Annotated in this window: 21 protein-coding genes, 1 pseudogene and 1 riboswitch; of the genes and pseudogenes, 17 read left to right on the top strand and 5 right to left on the bottom strand. The window is 38.8% G+C overall.

Annotation, left to right across the window (positions count from 1 at the left end):
• Positions 1-527: SdpI family protein (locus PGQ38_RS16755; RefSeq protein ID WP_270432709.1), on the bottom strand; the 527-nt coding region annotated here is incomplete at its 3' end.
• A 181-nt stretch (positions 528-708) separates the two neighbouring features.
• Positions 709-1,023, bottom strand: a complete 315-nt coding sequence (locus PGQ38_RS16760; protein ID WP_207758488.1) for an autorepressor SdpR family transcription factor — start codon at positions 1,021-1,023, stop codon at positions 709-711.
• A gap of 157 nt (positions 1,024-1,180) precedes the next feature.
• On the opposite strand from PGQ38_RS16760, the gene PGQ38_RS16765 reads away from it, so the two are divergent.
• The 10 genes and pseudogenes from PGQ38_RS16765 (at position 1,181) to PGQ38_RS16810 (ending at position 11,923) form a co-directional block, all read left to right on the top strand.
• Positions 1,181-2,071 (top strand): hypothetical protein, encoded by an 891-nt coding sequence (locus PGQ38_RS16765; RefSeq protein ID WP_204452077.1) that lies wholly within the window; start codon positions 1,181-1,183, stop codon positions 2,069-2,071.
• A 52-nt stretch (positions 2,072-2,123) separates the two neighbouring features.
• Entirely contained in the window at positions 2,124-2,513 is a 390-nt protein-coding gene (locus PGQ38_RS16770) for a BlaI/MecI/CopY family transcriptional regulator (protein WP_187566649.1), read from the top strand.
• Between the two features lie 6 nt (positions 2,514-2,519).
• The gene (locus PGQ38_RS16775; RefSeq protein ID WP_204452073.1) at positions 2,520-4,271 is read left to right on the top strand and encodes a M56 family metallopeptidase; all 1,752 of its coding nucleotides are present in this window, start codon (positions 2,520-2,522) and stop codon (positions 4,269-4,271) included.
• Positions 4,272-4,501: 230 nt separating this feature from the next.
• The gene (gene asnB / locus PGQ38_RS16780; RefSeq protein WP_270432713.1) at positions 4,502-6,361 is read left to right on the top strand and encodes an asparagine synthase (glutamine-hydrolyzing); all 1,860 of its coding nucleotides are present in this window, start codon (positions 4,502-4,504) and stop codon (positions 6,359-6,361) included.
• A 257-nt stretch (positions 6,362-6,618) separates the two neighbouring features.
• Positions 6,619-7,203, top strand: a complete 585-nt coding sequence (locus PGQ38_RS16785) for a hypothetical protein (RefSeq protein ID WP_204452069.1) — start codon at positions 6,619-6,621, stop codon at positions 7,201-7,203.
• A 410-nt stretch (positions 7,204-7,613) separates the two neighbouring features.
• On the top strand, positions 7,614-8,438 hold the full coding sequence (locus tag PGQ38_RS16790; protein WP_204452065.1) for an AraC family transcriptional regulator: 825 nt from the start codon (positions 7,614-7,616) through the stop codon (positions 8,436-8,438).
• A 174-nt stretch (positions 8,439-8,612) separates the two neighbouring features.
• A pseudogene (locus PGQ38_RS16795) lies at positions 8,613-9,326 on the top strand (UDP-glucose--hexose-1-phosphate uridylyltransferase); the annotation flags it as partial.
• Positions 9,327-9,672: 346 nt separating this feature from the next.
• Positions 9,673-10,230 (top strand): RNA polymerase sigma factor, encoded by a 558-nt coding sequence (locus PGQ38_RS16800; protein ID WP_204452061.1) that lies wholly within the window; start codon positions 9,673-9,675, stop codon positions 10,228-10,230.
• Positions 10,227-11,612 carry a DUF4179 domain-containing protein gene (locus PGQ38_RS16805; RefSeq protein WP_270432717.1) on the top strand — a complete coding sequence of 462 codons (1,386 nt, stop codon included), beginning with the start codon at positions 10,227-10,229 and terminating at the stop codon, positions 11,610-11,612. The genes PGQ38_RS16800 and PGQ38_RS16805 overlap by 4 nt, the downstream gene beginning before the upstream one ends.
• A gap of 155 nt (positions 11,613-11,767) precedes the next feature.
• Complete coding sequence (locus PGQ38_RS16810) at positions 11,768-11,923, top strand: helix-turn-helix transcriptional regulator (protein ID WP_202187788.1); 156 nt, start codon at positions 11,768-11,770, stop codon at positions 11,921-11,923.
• Positions 11,924-12,075: 152 nt separating this feature from the next.
• Here the strand turns inward: PGQ38_RS16810 and PGQ38_RS16815 are convergent, their stop codons facing one another.
• Positions 12,076-12,642, bottom strand: a complete 567-nt coding sequence (locus PGQ38_RS16815; protein ID WP_118583984.1) for a folate family ECF transporter S component — start codon at positions 12,640-12,642, stop codon at positions 12,076-12,078.
• A 71-nt stretch (positions 12,643-12,713) separates the two neighbouring features.
• Positions 12,714-12,811: riboswitch (THF riboswitch) on the bottom strand.
• 194 nt (positions 12,812-13,005) lie between these two features.
• Between PGQ38_RS16815 and galE the strand changes: the two genes are divergently transcribed.
• From galE to PGQ38_RS16830, 3 genes are all read left to right on the top strand, one after another.
• Positions 13,006-14,022: a UDP-glucose 4-epimerase GalE gene (gene galE, locus PGQ38_RS16820; RefSeq protein ID WP_173719502.1), complete on the top strand. Its 1,017-nt coding sequence runs from the start codon at positions 13,006-13,008 to the stop codon at positions 14,020-14,022.
• 244 nt (positions 14,023-14,266) lie between these two features.
• Complete coding sequence (locus PGQ38_RS16825) at positions 14,267-15,637, top strand: MFS transporter (RefSeq protein ID WP_204452056.1); 1,371 nt, start codon at positions 14,267-14,269, stop codon at positions 15,635-15,637.
• Between the two features lie 60 nt (positions 15,638-15,697).
• A complete protein-coding gene (locus PGQ38_RS16830; RefSeq protein ID WP_204452054.1) occupies positions 15,698-17,131 on the top strand; it encodes an alpha-L-fucosidase in 1,434 nt (477 codons plus the stop codon).
• Between the two features lie 115 nt (positions 17,132-17,246).
• Here the strand turns inward: PGQ38_RS16830 and PGQ38_RS16835 are convergent, their stop codons facing one another.
• On the bottom strand, positions 17,247-18,137 hold the full coding sequence (locus PGQ38_RS16835; protein WP_173717388.1) for a helix-turn-helix domain-containing protein: 891 nt from the start codon (positions 18,135-18,137) through the stop codon (positions 17,247-17,249).
• Positions 18,138-18,354: 217 nt separating this feature from the next.
• Between PGQ38_RS16835 and PGQ38_RS16840 the strand changes: the two genes are divergently transcribed.
• The 3 genes from PGQ38_RS16840 (at position 18,355) to PGQ38_RS16850 (ending at position 24,495) form a co-directional block, all read left to right on the top strand.
• Positions 18,355-21,423, top strand: coding sequence for a glycoside hydrolase family 2 TIM barrel-domain containing protein (locus PGQ38_RS16840; RefSeq protein ID WP_204452052.1), 3,069 nt, complete (start codon positions 18,355-18,357; stop codon positions 21,421-21,423).
• 369 nt (positions 21,424-21,792) lie between these two features.
• Complete coding sequence (locus tag PGQ38_RS16845) at positions 21,793-22,569, top strand: hypothetical protein (RefSeq protein ID WP_204452050.1); 777 nt, start codon at positions 21,793-21,795, stop codon at positions 22,567-22,569.
• Between the two features lie 240 nt (positions 22,570-22,809).
• Positions 22,810-24,495, top strand: a complete 1,686-nt coding sequence (locus PGQ38_RS16850) for an ABC transporter ATP-binding protein (RefSeq protein ID WP_204452048.1) — start codon at positions 22,810-22,812, stop codon at positions 24,493-24,495.
• Between the two features lie 91 nt (positions 24,496-24,586).
• Here PGQ38_RS16850 and PGQ38_RS16855 read toward each other — a convergent pair whose 3' ends face one another.
• On the bottom strand, positions 24,587-24,796 hold the full coding sequence (locus PGQ38_RS16855; RefSeq protein WP_270432725.1) for a DUF6061 family protein: 210 nt from the start codon (positions 24,794-24,796) through the stop codon (positions 24,587-24,589).
• Positions 24,797-25,137: 341 nt separating this feature from the next.
• Here PGQ38_RS16855 and PGQ38_RS16860 point away from each other — a divergent pair, with 341 nt between their 5' ends.
• Positions 25,138-25,515 (top strand): SdpI family protein, encoded by a 378-nt coding sequence (locus PGQ38_RS16860; protein WP_003864540.1) that lies wholly within the window; start codon positions 25,138-25,140, stop codon positions 25,513-25,515.
• The last annotated feature ends 20 nt before the right edge of the window (positions 25,516-25,535 follow it).

Below are 25,535 nucleotides of genomic sequence, written 5' to 3' on the forward strand. Positions count from 1 at the left end.
GCCTCAATGGTAAAATCTTTATCCTCGAAACGAATCTCAATACTTCCCAAAAACAACGTCCATATACCGAATATAATGGTTAAAATGGCTATGATTCCGGATACTCCAATTGTTTTTTTGTTATACTGAATTTTTAATTTTTCTCCGGTCGCTATCTTTTTCTTATAAAATAGATAAGAATAGAGAATGCTGATGATTGCAGCTGCCATAATGCTTACGATATACAAAACAAGAGCAGCCATACTTTCCTCAAAAAGACCACAGAGCATACACAGAATACCTGATGCCATCCATAGTTTCCCACTGAATCTATGAGTTGCATTCCAGTTTTCCTCATCCTGCAATGTCCATATAACCCGGATTCCTATCGTATTATTCTGCTTTACCTTTGGCAGATAATTTCCTATAACCATGAATAGTAAGCCTGTTCCATAATACATGAATGCCATGAACAGGTTCTCCATGCCTGCTCCGGTAGTTACCAATCTGGCAATGCCATTATAGAGCAATGTAATAACAGGTATCATCCATATAGTCATTCCTATAACTTTTGGACTCTGTTGTCGGCTTCTGTTATCATAAAATATGATTGCTACAAATATACAGTGCGTTACTACAAAAAATACATTTATCCATTTACCGTGTGTACTCGTAAAACCCACCAGGACTCCTGCAAGAATTACCAGTATAGAGCTAATTAATGAACCTCTATATTTTTTTATCATTTCCTTCATTGTTCGATGCTCCTTTCAAATCTGTGATCCACAACATGACATCTTCCAATACGGAAGTGTTTAATTCATAATAAATAAACTTTCCTTCTCTTTGGTTTCGGATCAAATCAGCTTCCTTCAATATTGCCAGATGTCTTGATATGGATGCTCCCGTCACTGAAAAATGTTCGCATATTTCTCCGGCTGAAAGCCGCCCATTTTTCAATAAGTTCAAAATCTCACGTCGTATTGGATCAGCCAATGCTTTTAATGTATCCTGTATACCCAATAATTCATCACATCCCTTCATTTAACATTTAACCTAATTGTTAAACGTATTATAATGCAAGAAATATTATGTGTCAAGAACCAGTTGCTTCAAAATATGGTTGACATTTATATTCTACAGATGTAGAATATAAACAGTTTCTACAAAAGTAGAAAATAATAAACAGGGAGAATGCACTATGAAGACAGGAACAGTAAAGTTAATGACACTTATCACTACGGCGGTATTGGGAACTTTTTCAGCAGGAACGGTTCTGGCAGCAGAAAATAATGACTTTTATACACAGCCGCCAGCAGATTCCGACTGGGAAAAGGCAGATACGGAAGGTACTTATGCCAGCTACACGAATGGAAGTGATTATGTAAACATTTACAAATATTCACTTGATGATGTCAATATAGCAATTGCAAAATGCAATGATACGTATGAAGCCTGCTATCAGACAGTTTATTCAGAGGGGAACAGTTTATATATGACGGTGGGATATGCAAAAGATGCAGATGATATCGGTGATGTCAGAAAATTCGTAGAATATATTTCCTATCCGGGAAATCCCTCCCTTACCAGACAGGCAGATGAAGATTCAACAGAGAATTCTGATCAGGAGGATACCGATACTTCCAATCCGGGAGGCAAGGGAGGTTCAGATTCTTCCAATGCAGACGTGAATGCTTCTGCAGATAACAGTGATGGTTCAGATATTATTTCCACATCACCACTGACATTAGTTGACAGTGATGGAAATACAATTGAGATCAATTACATTCTTCACAAAGATTATTCTTGCGAATACCGTGGAGATGATGGAATGAAATATACTGATAATGGGAATGAAACTTATACCGATGAAAATGGAAACACGTACTCAGCCCTGACTGATGAAAACCATTATCTTGGAACCACTCTGGAACAGCATGACCTTGAGGATTCGGACGGTAATACGGTAACCGTTACACAGACTACAAATGGTGATTATTATTTCCGCGACGAAAATGGTATCGGATTTTCAGACAACGGAGATGGAACCTGGACAGATGAGAATGGAAACAGCTATACAGAAATAGACTGATATGGTATAATAAAACCGTTCCTACATTTGTAGAAAGAGGGAGAATGAGAGCGTGAAAAAAACATATCAGAGACTTCCAGAATCAGAACTGGATATTATGCTTGTTCTTTGGAATCATACACCTCCGATGAACAGAATGGAAATTGAAAAAGTGATCAATACGAAAAAAAGCCTTGCTCCGACAACGATCCTGTCGCTGCTGGCCAGGCTGGAAGCCAAAAATTTTGTGGAAGTGACCAAACAGGGGAAAATGAATCTGTATACACCTTTGGTTTCACAGTCGGATTATCAGGCACATGAAAGCCAGAGTGTCCTTGAGAAGCTTTATGGGAACTCTTTGAAAAAATTTGTAACGTCCTTGTATCAGGGGAAAAAGGTAAGCTCTGAAGAAATTCAGAATCTCAGTGACTTCCTTAAAGAACTAGAGGACAGGGAGAAATAGCGAACTATGGAAGTATTTGTTTTGCATATTTTGAAGCTGAATATTATTGCAGCAGTTGTAATTTTGCTGGTCAAAGTGCTTGCAGCTTTGCTAAAAGGTAAAGTCTCAGCCAGGTGGAAATATGTTATCTGGCTGATCGTGGCAGTCAGCCTGACAGTTCCATTACAGCTGCCGGCAGACCTGTCAGTTGTGACTTTTAATGTGCCGCAATACCGCACATATGACAGACAGAATCTGAATCCAAATGGCAGTATGGTCGGAACAGAAAATCAGGGAAACAGACTACAGAATTTAGAAAATATGCAGTCATTAAACAAAAACACACAGGATTCCTCTGAAAATTCTTCGCAGAAAGTGCCTGTCATGCGTGATTCAGGCAGATGGATGGGAATTGCAGCAGTGATTTTTACAGCCGTCTGGTTGGTTGTGGCAATCCTCAAACTTGCAGGAGAATTTCTGGCATATTACCTTTCTATGAAGGAACTGGAACGGATGAGTCTGTTAGTAAGTGATCCGGTGAGTATTCAGATGTACAGAGAGGTGTGTCAGAGAAAGCATGTACGCAGAATACCGGAACTCAGGCAGAATGCAGGTCTTACCACACCGCTTCTGGCAGGGCTTTTTCATACGAAACTGTATCTGCCTGCGACCGGGTATTCTGCCGAAGAAAGAAAACTTGTTTTTTACCATGAACTGACGCATTACGATCATCGGGATCTCTGGTATAAGATGTTTTTACGGATCTGTGCATCGATATACTGGTTTAATCCATTTCTTCTTCTGATGCTGAAAGAAGCAGATAAAGATATTGAGAATCTGTGTGATACAGATGTTATCCATCGGGTAAGCCTGGAAGAAAACAGGCTTTACAGACAACTGCTTCTTCGAACAGTCGCAATGGACAATCAGGTACCATATGTGAGCGCAAGCCTTAATGACAGTGGAATGGTATTTAAAGACAGGATCCTGTATATGCTCAATATCCGGAAATTTAGACGGGGACTGTTGCCGGGAATTCTGATGGCCGTTCTGCTTGTCGGAGGGAATCTGGCATTCAGTGTGTCCGCAGAGGCACCGGAAGAAACTGGAAAAACAGAGCAGGCAGAAGCTCATAATGAAAAAGAGACAGATCAGGTGAAGAATAATGTGCCGGATTATGCACCTTTTTCCGAAACGGTAAATAAGCAGGAAAGCGACGACGTGCAGAACCCTGGCGCAGATCTGTCACAAAATGAAGAAACGTCAACAGAAAGTGTGGATGCGGAAAATTCTTCTGCAGCTGATACAGAAAATGAAAGCCAGGAGAATGGATCAACAGCTTCCGAAAGCAGTTCTGATGGTACCGGAAATGTATCACATAATGAAAATCTTCCGGCAGGCGTGCCATATACCAGTGGATTCAGTACTGCGTCCGGTGTGGCATCAATTGTAGCAGCAGGTGAAGGAGATGAAGAATCCAGAGTCCTTTACGATAACGGAGACGGAACCTATTCCGACTATTATGGATTCCAATACAGTTATCAGGGAGATGGGAGCTGGGCAGATGCCAATGGAAATTCCTACCGTACCTGGAATGATGAAGACTATAATTTCGGAACACAGCTGGAAAAGCATGAACTCAAGGGCAGCAGCGGCACCGTTAATGTAAAAGAGACTACAAACGGAGATTATTATTACTGTGATTCAGAAGGTGTAGGGTACACAGATAATGGTGACGGAACCTGGACCGATGAGAACGGAAATCTTTATGAAGAGTAAATGAAAAGAAACGTTTTCCGGAAGCAAATAAAGAAATGGAAAACGTTTCTTTTTTTATAAAATGTTATATGAGATATAAAAGCTATTTGGAAATATAATTATTTGATAAGAAAGACATTTTTATTTTACAACAAACAGATATTTTTATGATAAAATATTGGAAAAAATTTTGGACTGTAACAAAAGTTGTTGCAGTGTCTAAACTACATCAAATGGATACGGAGGAAGAAATGTGCGGGATCTGTGGATTTACAGGTTACAGACAGGATCAGAAGACAGTAATTGAAAGGATGATGAAAGCCATTGAGCATAGAGGCCCGGACAGTAAGGGATCTTTTTGCAGGGAGAAGATTACGCTGGGCTTTCGAAGACTTAGTATTATTGATTTAGAAGATGGGCAGCAGCCTATGGAAAGTGCGGATGGAAACCTTCATATTGTTTTTAATGGGGAAATTTACGATTATAAAGAACTGCGTGAAGAACTTGAGACTTTCGGCATTTCTTTTTGCACCCATTCCGATACGGAAGTTCTGGTAAATACCGTTCAGCAGTATGGGGAGAAGGCACTGGATAAACTCAGGGGAATGTTTGGGTTTGCAGTATGGAATGAAAAAGAGCAGACTTTGATGCTTGCAAGGGATTTCTTTGGAATTAAGCCTGTGTACTATGCCGAAATAGATGGGCACTTTGTATTTGCTTCTGAAATTAAGAGTATCCTTGCATTTCCCGGCTATGAAAGGAAAGTAAATCAGAAGGCCCTGGAGCAGTATTTGTCATTTCAATATTCTCCTCTGGAAGAGACCTTCTTTAAGGGAATTTATAAACTGATGCCTGGACATATGCTTTTATATAAAAACGGAATCTATGAAATAAAGACTTATTTCAAACCAAAGCTTACACCAGGTCAGTGGAACCATAAAACGAATATGGCGCAGCTGCGGAGCCAGCTTTCCGAGATTTTAAAGGATTCAGTGAAGCATCATATGTTAAGTGATGTGGAAGTCGGCGCATTTTTATCAGGTGGAGTGGATTCCGGTTATCTGGCTTCTTCCTCCGGTGCAGATCAGGCATTTACAGTGGGATTTGATGAGGGAGATCGATATAGTGAAGTAAACAAAGCTGCCAAAGTGGCAGAAAAAGCAGGTTTGAAACACCATGTGAAAATCATATCCAAGCAGGAATTCTGGGATGTCCTTCCAGATGTGATGTATCATATGGATGAACCACTTGGGGATGCCTCCGCAGTTGCACTTTATTTTCTTTCCAAAGAGGCTGCCGGTCATGTTAAGGTAGTCCTTTCCGGGGAAGGTGCAGATGAACTTTTCGGTGGATACAATATTTATAGAGAACCGGAAGCATTAAAGAAAGTTGCCTGGATTCCATTCAGGCTTAGACGTGCTGTTAGAAAACTGGCCGCAAAGCTGCCAGATGTGAAAGGTCGGGATTTTCTTATCCGCGCGGGAATGAAAGTGGAAGAACGTTTCATTGGAAATGCGTATATCTACCGTGAAAAAGAGAAAGCGCAGATTTTGAAAAATAAAGTAACAGGACCTTCCACGCAGGAATATTTAAGACCATTTTATGAAGAGCTTGAGGCAGAAAACAGAGGCGGACTTCAAGACATGGAAAAAATGCAGTCTGTAGATTTGAACTACTGGCTTCCTGGCGATATTTTGCAGAAAGCAGATAAAATGAGTATGGCACATTCCCTGGAAGTCAGGGTACCATTTCTGGATAAAGAAGTTTTTGACTTTGCAGCAAAGCTTCCGAAAGAAGCCAAGATTGCAGCGAGTACAACAAAATATATTTTCCGTAAAGCTGTTTCAGAATTTCTTCCACAGGAAACCGATGAACGGAAGAAACTTGGTTTTCCTATTCCAATCCGTGTGTGGCTGCGGCAGGATGACTGGTATCAGATGGTAACAGATTTATTTACCTCGAAAGAAGCAGAAGAATTTTTCCATACAGAGAAACTGCTTCAGCTCCTGAACGACCATAAAGATAAAAAGGCAGATAACAGCCGTAAAATCTGGACAGTTTTAACATTCCTTATCTGGTACGATAGATTTTTTGCTACATGTTCGAAGTGAGAGAGTTGGTTATGAGACGGTAATAATAAAATAACTAAATGGATATTCACAAAGAAAAAATGGAAGATAGGTATTAAGCTTTCGTATAGGAAGCTGCATGCCAATCCATGGTTTATGAAGAGCAGACTTCATCATAACTATTTGAATAATTTATCGAAAGAAGGAAAAAATGAAATTATACCACTACCGCTCAATAAGCAGTGCATTATTAGAAATTGAAAATGGCACTTTTCATTTTGCATCGAAAGAAGAGTTAAATGATCCGTTGGAAGGGTTTGTACGTGTTTTCTGGCAGGGAGATAAGATGGCCTGGGAGGGATTGTTCAGACATTATATATAGTGTAGCGCGTGTACTGGAACTCTATATTCTGAAAGCCGATGATGAAACGTTATATCATGGTACTTTGGTTGCAGATGTTCATTGCTATAAAAATAACTTTTTTGAGAAAATTTTATTGAAATTAGGAGAAGAGTTCATAACGGATACAGATGTACAAAATCTGGCAGGAGTTTATGGTGACAATTGTTTGAAAGTATCAGAAAAGGAACTTCAATATATTCTTTTTTATATTCATAATAATGCACTAATTAGGTGTCTGGAAGAATTTAAGAAAAATAAATTTGTACCTGTAGAAGAAGCTGAGAAACAGATTAAACTTGGAGCTGTGATCACCAGACTTAACAGTACCATCCGGAGAACAAAAAAGTATCTGGATGGAAGCATCCCATGCCTGGAGGAATTGGAAGAAACGCGACTTCCATACTTTGAGAAAAATGCGGACAAACGTGAAAACCGCTGGAGCCAGATCATTAGTGGAAGTGATCTGATTGATACCATCTAAAAAGCAGACAGCCCGATATTTTCGGGCTGTCTGTCATTGGATTAAGGAAAGATATGAGGCAGGAAATACAGTCATTTTTTGCAGCATATCTTTTTTTGTATCATTTTGTCTATATTTTAAAGAATCCTGTTCATGTACAGGGGTTCATCAGTTGGTTATACTAATAAAAAGTGGATGTGATAGTTTATGCAGAAGAAAATCCGGCCGAATACCGGAATTCTCTTCTGGCATTAGCGGCAAACTTTATAATAGTTTGCGTAGAAATTCATCACATATAAGATATAAGCTTTTAAATTTTTCATTTCGTTCACCTCTTTTCTTAACTTACAAGTGCATTATAGATCACCTGAAAGCGGATTACGTGCCAAATGAAAAGAAAAAACAGACAAAATTTGCAGAGGAGAGAAATTATGTTTCCGGTTTATGAAGAGAAAAAAGAAAACCTGCATTTACATTCCCGCATTGCCAGACATGAATCCCCTCATCTGCACAATTCAGTTGAATTCATCTATCTTACAGAAGGATGCTTGGAGCTTGGAATGGGCCAGGAACTCTTTCACATGAAGGAAGGTGATTTTGCAGTCCTTTTTCCGGAAGTGATCCATCACTGCCAGGTCTTTTCAGGAGAGAATAATAAGGCATGCTATCTGTGGGCGCAGCCCATACTTTGCGGACAATTTGCTTCTGTTATGCAGAAATACTGTCCGAAAAATCCTGTAATTAAAAAGCCGCAGGTCCACCGGGATATTGTAAATGCAATTCGGTGCCTGAAGCTCGATAAAAAGGAGCAAAATCCTAACCTTGTTGTGGAACAGGCTTATGTGCAGATCCTTTTGGCCAGAAGTATCCCGGCATTTAACTTACAGGAAAAGAGCAGTGTGGAGAGCAATGATATCATTTATCAGACGGTCTCCTATATTGCAAAACATTTTAAAGAAGAAATGTCCCTGGAAAAGATGGCAAGAGATATGGGAGTAAGTAAATTTACACTTTCGCGTGTCTTTTCCGGAACTTTTCATAGAAATTTTAACCAATATTTAAATGAACAGAGATTAAACTATGTCTGTGTTCATTTAGAGTGTACTGACAAAAGCATTACGGACATTTCCATGGATGCAGGATTTGAAAGTCAGCGGACTTTTAACCGGGTTTTCAGGGAACGCTACAAAATGACACCAAGAGAATACCGGAATCTGTACAGAGAAAAGTTTGTTCTGCAAAATGAAATCATATAGAAAAGAGAGGATAAAAATATGCTGAGTGAGAGTATTGCAAAACTGGTACAGTATGGAGTCGAGACGGAACTGATACCGGAATGTGAGAGAAATTACACAACAAATCTTCTGCTGGATGTATTTTACGAGGATGATTACACTGCACCGGAACAGGAATTTCAGAACATTGAGCAGCTTGTAGGCGGTTCTATTTTAAGCCATGACCATTTCCAGGGAGGACATTATACCTTCGCAATGGCTAAGGCACCGATTGAAAAGCATGTGACCATTCCTGGATTTAAGGATGTGGAAGCGGGAATTGTAAAGTGGCCGTTATCAGTGCTCCGTATCCGTCATAAAAATCCAGAACGGTTGATTGACCTTGCAACACATGTGCTGCAGGCATGGAGAGGTTATACAGATGAAGCAGCCTTTGTATTTGCCAATACGGACGGAGAGCCACATAATACTATAACCCCAATTGCCCGTAAAGTGGGGGATGTATACGAGCTGGATCTGACACTTCGCAATAATATTACGACGAAAGAACATCCACTTGGTGTATATCATCCACATGCACAGTACCATCATATTAAAAAGGAAAATATCGGGCTGATCGAGGTAATGGGGCTTGCAGCTCTTCCGGCCAGATTAAAAGAAGAGCTGGAGCTTTTAGAGGAATACATTTTATCTGGAAAAGATATTTCTTCAAATGAAAAAATAACAAAGCATGAGGACTGGGTGAAAGAATTGCTGGAAAAATATCCGGATATTAATGCAGAGAACATTCATGCAATTCTTCAAAAAGAAGTAGGACTGGTGTTTGTTCATGTGCTGGAAGATGCCGGAGTTTATAAATGCACACCAAAAGGAAGAGAAGATTTTATGCGTTTTGTGGACTGTTTATAGGACGTATTCTGACCGTGATTATAATGAATGCTGTAGTATGAAGTACAAAACTACAGAACAAGAAAATATTTTATAACAGCAGTTGCAGCCGGTATCTCATGATATATAAAATGAGAATATCGGCTGCTTTTCATTATTTTTACCCCTAAAAGGTAATCTTCTGAAAACCAAAACTGTAGTTTGGATCTCAACTGAAAAAAATTAAATTTTTTTGTTACCATCCACTATTTTTTACGATATATAATATGAATGGAAATATTTTTATTCAAAAAGGCGCCTTATCTGTTGCTGGTCAGATTATGGACAGTGACTTTTAGCTTAAAGAAACCCGGAGGACAACCTGTAAATGAATGATGATGAAATTATAAACCTGTTTTTGAAAAGAGATGAGAATGGAATTATAGAATTAAGTACTAAGTATCATCCCTATTGCTACAAGATTGCCTGGAATTTATTGGCAAATAGAGAAGATGCCGAGGAATGTCTGAATGATACCTGGTTTTCAGTATGGTCACAGATTCCTCCTACGCATCCTCCTGTATTGGCACACTTTTGCGGTCGGATTACAAGAAATCTTAGTATCGACCGTTTAAGGAAAAAGTTTGCAGGCAAGCGCCCGGATGTTCATATGGCAGATGTTATAGAGGAAATGGATCAGCTAAATGTAACTTATACCGTGGAAGAACAGCTGGCGGAAAAAGAACTGATGGAAACCATAAATCGTTTTTTGGAAGAAATGTCTCCAAAGGACAGAAATATTTTTGTACGAAGATACTGGTTTTTAGATCCTGTTTCTGCAATATCCAAAAAGCATCATATGTCAGCGGGAAGCGTGAAAATGAATTTATACAGAAACCGGAAAAAGCTGTTGAAACTGTTGGAAAAAGAAGGAGGACGCATATGAAAAAATTTGATTTTTCAAAAGAATTTGGTAATATTGATCCGAAATATATAGAGGAAGCAGAGCGGGAATGGAGTGAAAAAAAGGAAAACCGGAGGCCAAAAGGGTGGAGCAAAGCAGCAGCTGCCTGCGTGATCGTCACCTTGGGTTCTGTTATCTTTTCTAATCCACATATCCAGGCTGCAATAAAAAATATTACATTGTCCATAGGAGAAACCCTTGGTTTCCCCAAAAGCATTGAATCTTATACGGAAGTGTTGAATACCTCTAAAGAAGACAAAGGAATTACTGTAACATTAAAAGAAGTTGTTTTGGATAATGGGGTTCTGTTAACAAAGGTGCATGCAGAAAAAAAATCTTCCGGGCAAAAGGGCACGGATGATGGTCAGGATGCCTGGACCTTTGCCAATACACAGCTTGACATTGATTATCAGAAAACTACAATAAATGGACAGAAAATTGAAGAATACGAAAGCGGACACTATCTGCCGTATTCGGATGAGGATTTACTAAATATTGGACTGGATGAAAATGTCTATGATGCTGTTCTGGAATCCCGCTTTTCCCTTGGTGGGGATCTGGGAGAAAATCCGGAAGTACATTTGGTACTTGGTGCCTATCAAAATGAAAATCTTGGCGAAGATTATTTTGCAGAGTTTGAGTTTGATTTTTCTATTCCCCATGCGGAGCTTATGAAACAGACAGTTCATAAAAAGCTGGAAGATGTTTCTGTTAAAACAGAAGAAGGAACCGTAAAATTAACAGACTTTTCCATGAATAAACTGCAAAGTATAATTACGGCAGAAATTCCGGAAGAACTTGAGGAAAAGCTGTATAATGGTAATGAGATGATGCTTATGGGGACAGACAGTAAAGGAAATCAGGTACAGTATGAACTGCGCAGTAATTCAGCAGATGGTAAATCTCAATGGAGTTTTAAAACCAGTTTCTGGGGCATGTATCAGCTGGATTCTGACGGTCCGGTTCTTTTACTTCCGGATATTGACAGCGATTATCTGGAATTACAGCTTTATACCAGAGAGCCTTATATGGCTGCTGCAGACACTGTCTGGGTTGATGACGATTTTGTAGAAATTGGTGAGACTACAGAAGAAGTAGAAGAAGTTCCAGAGGATACTTTGGAGGGAGAGAATCCGTCAGATGCAGAGGAGCCGGTTGAAACTCAAATTATCGGAGGGGCAGATGCTCCCACAGAAGTAAGGCTTCAAGACGATACAGACCAGAAAGAAAATACCGACGCAGCAGATAAAACGGATGAAGATTATGGAACCGAAGAAAGCGCATATGATGGAACTACAGGTGAAATCACTGCAGAATCTGACTGGACACCTGTCGGTGAAAAAATAAGGATTCAGATTAAGTAGAGAAACGTGAATCTTCTTAAAAAATACCATGTCAAAGAAGCTTTGCATACCTGTTTTTTTCACTGTAAAAGGTAAATTGCTTTTCATTTGGCAGAATTTTTTATATAATCCAAGTGAGAAGCAAAACCGATAGGAAGAACAGGAGCAGAGCAAATATGAACATTGGAACGCAGATATTAAAAATACGAAAAGAAAAGGCGCTGACCCAGGAGGGATTTGGAAAAATATTTCATGTTACCAGACAGACTGTGTCTAATTGGGAGAATGAAAAGAGCTTCACGTTCATGGAAAAACAAATTCGTGCGATTTGACCAGATTTTGGGGAAAGCTGTTGTAAGATACTATCCTTCTTTTAAGTGGTTAGGATAATAAGAAACGCGAATATCAGTGGCTTATTTAGTACTGGAATATTCGCGTTTTTTATTTGATATCGCAAAGTTTTTATATTTTCAAATATATGTAATCAGTTGGCAGCCGGTTTTCTAAAAAGATTAAAAATTCCTGTCTGCTCAATCAATCTTGTGATGGTAAAGAAGATAAAGGAATCGATTGGCCACATGATCAAGTTCTTTACAGTACGCATTGGGAGGATTGCAAGGAATCCTTTTCCGTAGAGCATGTCCAGCCATAAGGTATTTAACAGAACATTTACAATCAGAACGACAACCAGTTTTGCAATCAGCACGCGACGGAAAGTGAGCTTATGTTTGTAGTAAAAACATCCATAAATAAATGCCGCGAGCATTGCGTTAAAGGTGAACCCAAAGAAAAATGGACCATCAGGGCGGATAAAGAATTTCACAATATCCAGCACACCGGCAAACAGACATCCGGTAATGGGTCCAAACAAATAATCAGCAATCTGGTTTGGGATACCGGAAAATCCAATTTTTACATAGGGACCGATATTGATAGAAGCAACTGAATTTAAAATCAGTGCCAGGGCAGCAAGCATTGCACAGACTGCCAGTGTAGAAGTGGTTTTCAGCTCTTTGGCTGAGGTGAGAAACATGTTCTTTGTTTTCTCCATAAAAAAATTACCTCCTTTTCTTTTTTCGCTCACAATAGGAGATAATTTATGGATTCATATTTATCTTCTGTTGCAGCGAGAAGCAATCCACGAACCGCAAGATTTCTCTTTTCGTCCTCCGGCAACTCTCCATCCGGAAGGCACTTTACGCTCATGAATTTACTCTGCATTACTTTACATGGGGCAGTATATAGCAAATTATTGGAAAAAGCAAGAAAAAAATATATAAAAATATAAGTTTTTGCAATTAAGAAAACAGACAAGAAATCGTGGCATTTTCTCCATATTTTCTAAAACTTTGTCCATATGTTTTTACAAAAATCAGACTATAATAAAAGAAAAAACCGTTCAGGAGGAATCATTATGGCAATTTTAGTTACAGGTGGTGCTGGTTATATTGGAAGCCACACGGTAGTGGAGCTTCAGAATGCAGGATATGATGTTGTGGTACTGGACAATTTAAGCAATGCAAGTGAAAAAGCACTGGACAGAGTATCAAAAATCACAGGAAAACCAGTGAAGTTTTATAAGGCAGACATTCTGGACAGAGATGCTTTAAATGATATTTTTGACAAGGAAACTATTGAGTCCTGCATCCATTTTGCAGGTTTGAAGGCAGTTGGAGAATCTGTGGTTAAGCCCTGGGAGTATTATGAAAATAACATAGCAGGCACTTTAACCCTGGTTGATGTAATGAGAAAACATAATGTGAAAAATATTATTTTCTCTTCCTCAGCAACTGTATATGGAGATCCGGCACAGATTCCGATTACAGAAGAATGCCCAAAGGGACAGTGTACGAATCCGTATGGCTGGACAAAATCCATGCTGGAACAAGTGCTTACCGATATCCAGAAAGCAGATCCAGAATGGAATGTTATGCTTCTTCGTTACTTTAATCCAATTGGCGCACATAAGAGTGGAACAATTGGAGAGAACCCAAATGGCATTCCCAATAACCTTATGCCATATATTACACAGGTAGCAGTTGGTAAGCTGAAGGAACTTGGTGTATTTGGAAATGATTATGATACTCCGGATGGAACTGGTGTAAGAGACTATATTCATGTTGTGGATCTGGCAAAGGGGCATGTAAAAGCGCTTAAGAAAATCGGGGAAAATCCTGGGCTTGCGATTTACAATCTGGGAACCGGAAAGGGCTATAGTGTTCTTGATATTGTAAAGAATTTTGAAGCTGCAACTGGTGTGAAAATTCCATATGTGATCAAACCTCGCCGAGCCGGAGATATTGCAACTTGTTATTGTGATGCATCTAAGGCAGAAAAAGAGCTTGGCTGGAAAGCAGAGAACGGTATCCGTGAGATGTGTGAAGATTCCTGGAGATGGCAGTCTAATAATCCGCAGGGATATGAAGAATAGGATGTATATTTAAAATAAGAGAGCTGTAAGATGCAGCCCTCTTATTTTTTTGAATAATTGACCTTATGTTATAAATGAACGCATTTTTTATCCTGAAATGTTCTATTTTTTAAAATTCTACAATTTTGTGCATGTTTTGTTAAATGTTGTTTATGTAATTTTGGGAAAGATAAAGATATAATTATATTCGGATTAAGGAAGTACGAAAATAAACCTGAAAAAACAGGAGAAAGAGAAGGAAAACATGGAAGAAAAAAGATATTTGAAATGGTACAACAAAGTCGGATACGGTTCCGGAGATGTGGCTGGAAATGTGGTATATGCATTCCTTTCCACCTTCGTAATGCTCTATCTGACCAATACTGTTGGATTGAACCCGGGTATTGTAGGAACATTGATTGCAGTATCAAAACTGTTTGATGGAGTGACCGATATTTTCTTCGGCTCTATGATTGATAAGACAAAAACAAAAATGGGAAAAGCAAAACCCTGGATGCTGTATGGTTATATCGGCTGTGCAGTTACTTTGATCGGTGTATTTGCAATTCCGGAAAGTCTTGGACAGACAGCGCAGTATGCATGGTTCTTTATTGCATATTCCCTGTTAAATGCAGTGTTCTATACAGCAAATAACATTGCATATTCAGCTCTTACAGCTCTGATTACCAAAAACAGCAAAGAACGTGTAGAAATGGGATCTTACCGTTTTATCTTTGCATTTTCTACCAGTCTTTTGATCCAGTCTGTTACTATCAAGTTTGTTGAGATTATGGGAGGGGGAGCTGCTGGATGGAGAATTGTAGCAATCATTTATGCCATCATTGGACTTATTATAAATACAGTTTCTGCATTATCTGTAAAAGAGCTTCCAGAAGAAGTCTTAAACGAAGATGCATCAAGCGCAGTAGATGAAAAATATAGCCTTATTGAAGCTGCAAAACTGTTATTTTCCAACAGATTTTATATTATGATCTGCGTAACCTACATTCTGCAGCAGATTTATTCCGCAATGCTCAGTATGGGTATTTATTACATGATGTATGTATTGAAAAACGAGGATCTGTTCCCGGTATTTTCCTGGGCAATCAATATCCCGTTAATCATTGCACTGGTTATTACACCATCTTTAGTAGCAAAATGGAAAGGGTTATATAAGCTGAATCTGGTTGGATATACCATTGGAACCATTGGACGTGCCCTTGTAGTAGTTGCTGCTTATATGGGAAGCGTACCGCTTATGATTGCCTTTACAGCCGTTGCTGCATTTGGTATGGGACCATGGCAGGGTGATATGAATGCGGTGATTGCTAACTGTTCAGAGTATACTTATCTGACAAAGCATAAACGTGTAGACGGAACCATGTATTCCTGTACTTCCCTTGGTGTGAAACTTGGAGGAGGACTTGGAACTGCGATTACAGGCTGGCTTCTGGAATTCAGCCACTTTAACAGTTCACTTGCTGTACAGCCGGATTCCTGCCTTAGCATGCTTCATACTATGTATCTGTGGATTCCAGTTGTGATTTGTGTAATCATTACTTTTATTATGTCACAGATGAATGTAGAAAAGGCAAATGAAGAATTAAAGAACAGTAAAATGCTGAAAGCAAAATAATCATTAAGATAACGAAATATAGCAATGGGATGTAACAATAAAAATGTCTAGAGGATGATTATGAACTATAGCGGCTTAAAAGAAGACAAAAGATTAATTGAAGCAGTACCGACCGCAAGACAGATTGCATATGAAAGCATGGAATTTTTCTGTTTCATTCATTTTACAGTAAATACCTTTACCGGAAGAGAATGGGGCGATGGAACAGAGCCGGAATCTATTTTTAATCCGACAGAGCTGGATGCAAAACAGTGGGCGAAAACAGCCGCAGAGGGCGGTATGAAGGGACTGATCCTTACCTGCAAACATCACGACGGATTCTGCCTGTGGCCATCAAAATACACCGAACACAGTATCAAAAACTCTCCATATAAAAATGGAAAGGGTGATATTGTAAGAGAAACAATGGAGGCTTGCAGAGAATATGGCCTGAAATTTGGTGTTTATCTTTCTCCTTGGGACAGAAACAATGAATCCTATGGAAAAGGAAAAGAGTATGATGACTATTATGTGAATCAGCTTACAGAGCTTCTGACAGAGTATGGTGATATTTTTGTAGTATGGTTGGACGGTGCCTGTGGGGAAGGCGCAAACGGAAAGGTACAGAAATATGACTGGCAAAGATACTACCAGGTAGTTCGCAAGCTGCAGCCAAATGCTGTGATCTCTATTTCTGGTCCTGATATCCGTTGGTGTGGAAATGAAGCTGGTGAGGTACGCCCAAGTGAATGGAGCGTGGTAGCAGCAGATATGAAAGATCCGGCTCTGACCGCAGAGTTAAGCCAGCAGGAGGATAATGAAGAGTTCCGTGAAAGACCATTGGATGAAACACAGTCTGATCTGGGAAGCAGGGAACGTCTTGCGAAGGAAGAACGACTTGCCTGGTATCCGGCTGAAACAGATGTCTCCATCAGACCGGGCTGGTTCTATCACGAAGAAGAGGATGATAAGGTACGTTCTTTTGAGAATCTGAAGGATATTTACTTAAAATCAGTTGGTGGAAATACTACACTTCTGTTAAACATCCCTCCGATGAAAAACGGAAAGATCCATCCAACGGATATTCAGAACCTGAAGCAGTTAGGTGACTTTATCAAAGAAAGCTTTTCCAATAATTTAGTGGAAGAAGCTGGTATTACAACCATTCCACCACTTGACTGTCGGGAGATGTCCCCAGAAGTTCTTAGAACCGATGATTATGAGACTTATTTCCTGAATGAGGCTGGAACCAATAAACTGGTTATCAAAATCAAATGGATTGAAAGAAAAAAACTACATTATCTTATTCTGAAAGAAGCAATTCCGCTTAGCCAGAGAGTTGAGGCATTTAATGTCTGCTATGAAGAAAACGGCAGCATAAAAAAATGCTATGAAGGAACAACTATCGGATATAAGAGAATCGTCGATTTGAAGGGAATCCATACAGATAGTCTGGCAATCGTAATTGAAGATTCCAGAGTTGCACCTGCGATGGCATTTGTGGGAGTATATTAAAATAGAAGAATAAGAAGTACATATGACTAGGGGAGAGCGTATGTAGAATATTAGTAATAAAAATAAATCAATTAAAAGCCCAGGCAGTTTTTGAACCTGGGCTTTCGTATACAGATCATTTCTTTTCTGGTTCAGTCATCTGATTCTCTTCATTTTGCCGCAGTTGTTTCCGAAACTGTGACGGCGAAGCGCCAAACTGTTTCCGGAAAAAGCGGCTGAAATATAATGGATTTTCATATCCGACCAGATTGGAAATTTCTGTAACATTGTAGTTTGTGGTTTCCAACAGAGATTTCGCATTTGAAAGACGCAGGTTCTGTATGTACTGGGCGGGTGTTGTATTCGTATATTGTTTGAAGTTCTGGATAAACCAGCTAACACTAATATTTTTCGAAGCTGCATATTTTTCAATATTAATCTGTTTATTGTAATGCATTCGGAAATAATCAACTGCCTGCGCCATGTCATCCATGATCATCGGATTCTTCTTGTGTGGTTTTACAAGAATCTGGCGGTGAAGAAGGATTAAAAGCTGCATAAAGTAATACACAAGAAGCTCTTCATAGTCATCTTTCCGCAGCTGCAGTTCTTCAATCATGTTCATGTACAGATGCTTGTATTCCATGGAGACCCCGGAATAAATCACATGAACGCCATCTACAATGCCGTATTTGCGGAGGATATTTTTGACGTTATTCCCAGTAAAATGAACCCAGTACACTTCCGGGTGGTCGGCACCATAATAGTAGTAGCGCTGTTCTTCTTTTGGACGGTACAAAACCATGTTTCCAGCAGAAACAATTTCCTCTTTTCCATCAAAATAGAAATGTGCTTTTCCAGAAGCAACGTAAAGAAGCTGGTAATCAAGCCGACCTCGCGGCCGGTGCGTTGGCAGCTTCTTTATTGTGTACAGACGGTAAGTACCGCAGCTCCCTATAAAAATAGGATGTTTTTTATCTTTAAAATCCAAGCGTGTCTGGTGCCAGTAAGCGGAGTTTGTGTACAATATAAATTACCTCCTTGTAAATATGCACAATTTTTATCGGAACAGATTGTGTATATTTCAAAATTAATAAAAAAGTGTATATTTTTGTGTCTTTACTTGTTAAATTATATCATTTTGTGCATGTTTTGTCGAACAGAGTTTATGTAATTTTTTAAAAAAACAGGTATAATCATATCAGATGTTAAAACAGAAAAATAATAATATTGGAGGAGCAAATATGATCGTACCAAAACACTACGAAAATCTGAATGTGTTACATGAAAACACCATGCCCCATCGAGCATACTACATGCCTGCATCAAAGGATATGGGATCTCTTGTACATGACAGAGAGAAATCTGACCGTATGGAGCTTTTAAATGGAAACTGGAAATTCCAGTTCTATAAGAGCATTTATGATCTTCAGGAAAAATTTTACGAAGCAGGTTATGACACTAAGGGCTTCGACGAAATTCCAGTTCCGGGAATCTGGCAGAACTATGGCTATGACAGCCATCAGTATACCAATGTCCGTTACCCAATTCCGCTTGATCCGCCATATGTACCACAGGAGAATCCTTGCGGAGCGTACGTACACCAGTTTGAATATAAGAAAGATTCCAAAGCACCAAAAGCATACTTGAATTTTGAGGGTGTAGATTCCTGCTTCTATGTATGGATCAATGGTGTCTATGTAGGCTACAGCCAGGTGGCTCATGCAACCAGTGAATTTGACGTGACCGATCATCTGAAAGAAGGAACAAACACTTTAGCGGTACTTGTCCTGAAATGGTGTGATGGAACTTATTTAGAAGACCAGGACAAATTCCGTATGACAGGAATTTTCCGTGATGTATATCTGTTAAAGCGACCAGAAAGTGTACTGTATGATTATTTTACCACTACATCTATAGGGGAAAATGGTGCAGAAATTGAAATTCGTGCGAATTTTCTTGGGGAGAGCAATGCAGCAGAAAATACTAAAATTGTAATCCGGAATCATGAGGGAAATACGGTGGCTACAGGTACATTTAAGAAATGTGACGATGAAAATTTTGCTTACAAAGCGGTATTAGATATCACAACCCCTGTACTCTGGAATCCGGAACAGCCATATCTGTATCAGGTGCTTTTCCTTTCCGAGAATGAGGTGATCATAGACCGTATCGGTATCCGTGAAATCCACTGTGAGGGAAGCGTAATCTATATTAATGATGTAAAAGCAAAATTTAAAGGTGTAAACCGTCATGACTCCGATCCGATAACCGGTTCCGCAGTAAATATGAAGCAGATAAAAAAAGATCTGATCATGATGAAACAGCACAACTTTAATGCAGTCCGAAGCAGCCATTACCCGAATTCTCCTTATTTCTATCAGCTTTGTGATGAGTATGGCTTATTTGTGATCGCAGAAGCTGATAATGAGAGCCATGGAACCCAGACACAGTACTTGAAAAATTCAGAGTGGGAAAATGTAGTTGAGCAGTGGAATAAAAGAATTGCAAATAACCCGGATTTCATTCCTGCAACCATGGATCGTACCAGACTTTGTGTGGAAAGAGAAAAAAACCGCCCATGTATTGTAATGTGGTCTATGGGTAATGAATGTGGATATGGATGTACCTTTGAGGAATCCCTAAAATGGACCAAAGAATTTGACCCAACCCGTCTTACGACTTATGAGAGTGCATTCTATCAGAGTACAGACCGTGAGTATGACTATTCCAATATTGATGTAGTTGGAAGAATGTACCCAGCTTTTTCTGAGATTGATGAATACATGGAAAAGAATCCGGATAAACCTCTTCTTCTGGTAGAATATTGCCACGCCATGGGAAATGGACCTGGAGACCTGGAGGATTACTTTGAATTGATCCAGAAGTACGACAGTCTTTGCGGAGGTTTCGTATGGGAGTGGTGTGATCATGCTATTTACAAAGGCCAGGCTGAAAATGGCAAGGGAATCTATTATTATGGAGGAGATCATGGCGAAGAAATTCACGATGGAAACTTCTGTATGGATGGACTGGTTTATCCTGACAGAACACCACATACCGGACTGAAGGAATATAAAAATGTATACCGTCCTGCGAGAGTGGTTTCCTATGACCAGATTACTGGTAAGACAATTCTCCATAATTACATGAACTATGTGGATCTGAAAGATTACCTGTATCTTGCCTATGAGACAACCGCAGATGGAAAGATAGTAAATTCCGGATGCATTCGCCTGGCGGAGAGCATTGCACCGCAGCAGGAGGGAACTGTTATTATTCCGGCAAATATCCCGGAAAGAGGAAAATGCTTCTTGAAGGTGAAGTATTTGCTGAAATCTGGAAATGGCTTACAGGAGACAGACAGTCTGCTGGGATTTGATGAAATTCCGTTGCAGAACGAGGATGGAAGAAACCAGAATGCTGTTATGCTCATGGAAACAGGATTAGTTGGCGGATTCATCAAAGTAACAGAGTCTGACCGTTATCTTGAGATGGAGAATAACGCCTTCCACTATGTTTTCAATAAACTGACCGGCTTGTTTGAAAACATGTCTGCAGCAGGAGAGAACATCCTGGATCGACCGATGGAACTTAATATATGGAGAGCACCAACAGATAACGACCGTAAGATTAAGCTGGAGTGGATGGATGCCCATTATGATCAGAGCTATGTAAGAGCTTATGAGACCTCTTACCAGGCAGAAGAATCAAAAGTAACTATCTTCACCCATATTGCAGTTGTTGCAGCTACTGTGCAGAAGGTTCTGGATATCCATGCTGTGTGGGAAGTAACTTCAGATGGCTCTGTTTCTGTAAAAATGAATATGGTAAAAGATATGGAATTCCCCATGCTTCCAAGGTTCGGGCTGCGCCTGTTCTTAAAAGATAACTTTAAGAATGTGACATACTATGGCATCGGACCGGATGAAAGCTATGTTGATAAATGCCGTTCTGGAAGTCATGGAGTTTATACCTCCAAGGTCGAAGATCTGCATGAAGATTATCTTCGTCCTCAGGAAAACGGAAGCCATACAGACTGCGATTATGTGTGCGTGAGCAATGATAAAATGACGTTGTCAGCTGCTGGGAAAAAAACGATTGCATTTAATGCTTCTGAATACACTCAGGAGGAACTGACAAATAAAAAGCACGGCTATGAACTTGAAAAATGTGGAAGCACTGTACTTTGTATTGATTATTCCCAGAATGGTATCGGTTCTAACAGCTGTGGACCGGTACTTTCCGAGAAATATCAGTTAAATGAAGAAAAATTCACATTTGATGTGAAACTGGTTCTGCATAATAGATAATTAACAAGATTTAAACATGACAGGCATGTCTCTAAACAGGGATGTGCCTGCTGCTTTTATGCACAATTTTATAGAAAAACAGACGAAATATAATAAAAATCGCATTTTGTGCATGCTTTGTAAAAATTAATTCATATGATTTTTGAATGGCAAGTTTTATAATTGGATAAATAAAGCCTATAAATGTATCAGATTAAAAGAGGGTAGGGAAAATGTATAAAGTATTGTTTATAATGCACTTTTAAAACAGTATCGTGATAATGGTGTAATCTCACAGTATTTGACTGCAATGGTCCATATCTTGCTACCAAGAAGGTTGGTAAGAACACCCCAAAGGCAGAACAGATTGAGCAGGATAATAAACTGCGGATGGACTGGAACAGAGAGGTTGACAGGGCTGTCATAAGTGAGGTTCCCATAGAGGATATTTTACAGATAAAGAGGGAACATATCACAGAGCCAGTAAAGAGATCGATTGAGCGATACGGCAATAAGCCCGAAATGCTCTCGCTTATCCTGAATATGGCAATAGCAGAGCTGGTACTGCTTATCACAAAGGTGCTTGAGGCTATAAAAGGCATTCACAGCAGGCAGCAGTGTGAAAATACTCACGAAGATAAAAACAAAGCCCAAAAGCAGGACAACGGAATACTTACAGCAGATGTGTTACCGCCAGAGCCTGTTATGATACCGGAAGCAGCCGCTTATCCGAAGTTAAAAAAGATAAAGACAGAACTGGACAGCCAGAATGCCATTATCTTTGAAGCTGAGAAACTAAGAGGCAGTCTTGAAATCGAAATGTCAAACTTAAAGGGACTGGCGAAGCTCATCAGAAAAGGCGATTTGCAGAGAAAGATTGACGAAAAGACGGATTATATCAACCGATTAAGGGCAGGACTCTCAAACATGGTTCGTAATAGCGGTTTTGAAAACATGAACGAGTTCCTGCTGACATTCAGAGAATGCAGGAATGCTTATACGGATTATCAGAGACAATACGAAATCTGGAAGAATGCCTGCAGAAAACCGGATACACCTACGCATAAGGATGAAAAACTGTCGGATAAACTTGCAAGACTACAAAGGGAAGCCGCTGAAAACCAGAACAGTATCAGCAGGCAGACAAATGACAGAGGGGTAAGATAATATGCTCTTTGTTTTATATTCTTTTGACGGAATTACGATAGAATATTGGAACTTAACATGATATAATAATAGAAAATTTTAAGAAAGAAGTGAGAACGATATGAAAATTATCCGAGGTAACTACTCAGTACAGTTGATGTAAACTGTTGGCAGATTGTGCTGAGGTTAAAAGAAACTTGCCAGTAGTCGTTGACTGTACTGCCCTGATGCTTGAAATACAATATGTAAAGGAGTACAGTTATGCGTTATATAAAAGAAATATTAAAGAAAAACAGCATATGGGTATTGGTCTACATTGGACTAGGTATATTTAATTCATTTGTGGCTAATTACAAGGTTGACTATTTCCAAAAGGTTATTGATGGATTGGCTGATAGAACACTTGCATTTGCAGGAGTTGCAACATATGGCTTTATTTTGCTGGTAAATTACGGTATGAATTATCTGGATAATTACCCTGAAAAGAAGTTGGAACATGGTATTTATCTGGATTTTAAGCTTTTGTCACTTAGAAAAATAAGTACAATCGATTATACGGAATATCAGAAAATAGGTACGGGCAAACTTGTTCAAAGGATTGAGAATGGTTCAGCAGCAGGAAGAAATGTATTATTCAATTTCTGGTTGTGTTTGATTCGTGACTTACTTCCTACCATTGGTTTTAGTATATACTTTATTTGGGAAATAGATGAAAAAGTCACTTATGTACTGTTTGTAGGCTATACGGTTATTTTTATAATAACCAACATTCTATTGAAGTTTCTTTATAAAATAAAAGAAAAGATTTTGAATAGTGAAGAACTATTAAATCACTATTTGGTCAGAGGCTATATGGAAATGTTGGTATTTCGTATGAGTAAACAGTTCCCGAGTGAAATAAAGAAGACTTGTAATGCAAAAGAGGATATTGTTTCATCAAAAGTAAAAATGAATCTGATTCATGAAGCATTCTTCACAATATTTGCACTACTTGTGGCAATGTTAGATATTGGTATTCTTTTTTATGCATGGAAAACGAAAAACCTTACAGTAGGTTCTGTGGTTGCACTAATTGCACTGATTGAAAATGCTTATACGCCAATTGCCATTTTTAATGTACTTTATGTCCAATATAAATTAGACAAGGCGTCATATAAGAGATTTGAGGAATTTTTAGGCTTAAAAGACGATGTTCAATTAAGAAACGGTAACGCAATAAATACAAATGTTGGAAAAATTGCAATAAGAAATTTATCATTCCAATATGAGGAACGGAAAATTATAGATGGCTTGAGCCTGTCAATACAAAAGGGAGAAAAAATAGCTTTTGTAGGAGAAAGTGGTTCCGGAAAATCGACCTTGATTAGGATATTATTAGGGTTGCTAAAATATAATCAAGGAGAAGTTCGCTTAGGAGACATGGAGTTAAAAGAAATTTGTCTTAATAATCTGTATGATAGAGTTAGTTATCTATCACAGGATGCCCCTGTTTTTGACGGAACAATAAAAGAAAATCTGGTATTTGAAAAACAAGTGTCAGAAGAACAAATGCTGGAGGCATTGAGTGAAGTGCAACTATCTCATTTAGTTGAAAATCTTGCGGAAGGTTTAAATACTGAAATTGGTGAGAAAGGTACTTGTTTATCGGGTGGAGAAAAACAAAGACTTGCATTAGCTCGCTTGTGGTTTGAAGACTCCGAACTTGTCATTTTGGATGAAGCAACATCTGCAATGGATAATTTAACAGAAGAAAATGTAATGAAGTCAGTTATGCAAAAAATGAAAGATAAAACTGTCATTGCCATTGCACATAGATTAAATTCCATTGTATGTTTTGACAGAATTATTCTCTTTAAAGAAGGGAGGATTGTTGGACAAGGTACTTTTGAAGAACTACTACATACAGATTCTTATTTTATGGACTTGTATAATGCGAATGTGAAATAATTGTTTTTTTTAGGTTGAAACTTGTAAAAATACAAAGGGATTGTTGCTCTTGCACTTTTTTAATTGTTAGAGGAGCAGTCCCTTAGTGTACTTAAAGTTCAATAGAGTCTTCTGTGTCTACCCATATCTGCATAGTTCCATCCAGATATAGTTTTGCATATTCAAGAGGTTCATCAATAGCAAGAGCATTTAATGCACACTGAGAGCATGGTGTAGTTTTAATACCATCTTCAGCCTTATCGCAGTCAATACGAAGCATACAACCAGCATGGGTGTAGATGTCTATGCTGTTCCGGTACATATTTTATTCTGCAAATACTGTTCTCATCGTATCCTATCTCCTTGTCATTCAATCAATCATTAGTTACAAAAATCAGAAGCATTTCAATCAGTCCACCATGTCACTTTTATTTTGTGTTATACTGTTTTATATGATTTTCTTGCCCTTGTATTTGCCCTTATCAGAGTTCGTAAACATTGACGGGACGATATAACACAAGGGAAACAATAAGGGAAAGCTCACCTGCGATAAACCCAGTGTTTTCAAGGGCTTGCGGAGAATTTAATAACAAAATATAACAGCTATTAAATCTCTTAAAACAGGTGAAATCTCAATCGGAAGTTGTAGTAAAGGAGCTTACAATGGGGTTTTGGATTTTTATGTTGATTATGGATTTGCTTCTTCCATTTACGATGATTGGTTTTGGAAGATATTTTATGAAAAAGGCTCCAAAGGAAATAAATTCAGTATTTGGATATCGGACTTCGATGTCTATGAAGAACAAAGACACATGGGAATTTGCTCATAAATATTGTGGTAAAGTCTGGTATGTCTGTGGAATGGTTATGTTGCCGATAACAGTAATATTCATGCTTTTAGTGATTGGAAAAAATGAAGATTGTGTTGGGAGTATAGGAGGAATTATCTGTGGTGTTCAACTTATTCCTTTAATTGGGTCTATTCTCCCAACAGAAATAGCATTAAAAAAGAATTTTGATAAGAATGGAACAAGACGATAAATTCAAGTTGAACAAAATCG

The organism is Blautia faecis, from assembly GCF_027662325.1.
Taxonomy (GTDB): Bacteria; Bacillota; Clostridia; order Lachnospirales; family Lachnospiraceae; genus Blautia_A; species Blautia_A faecis.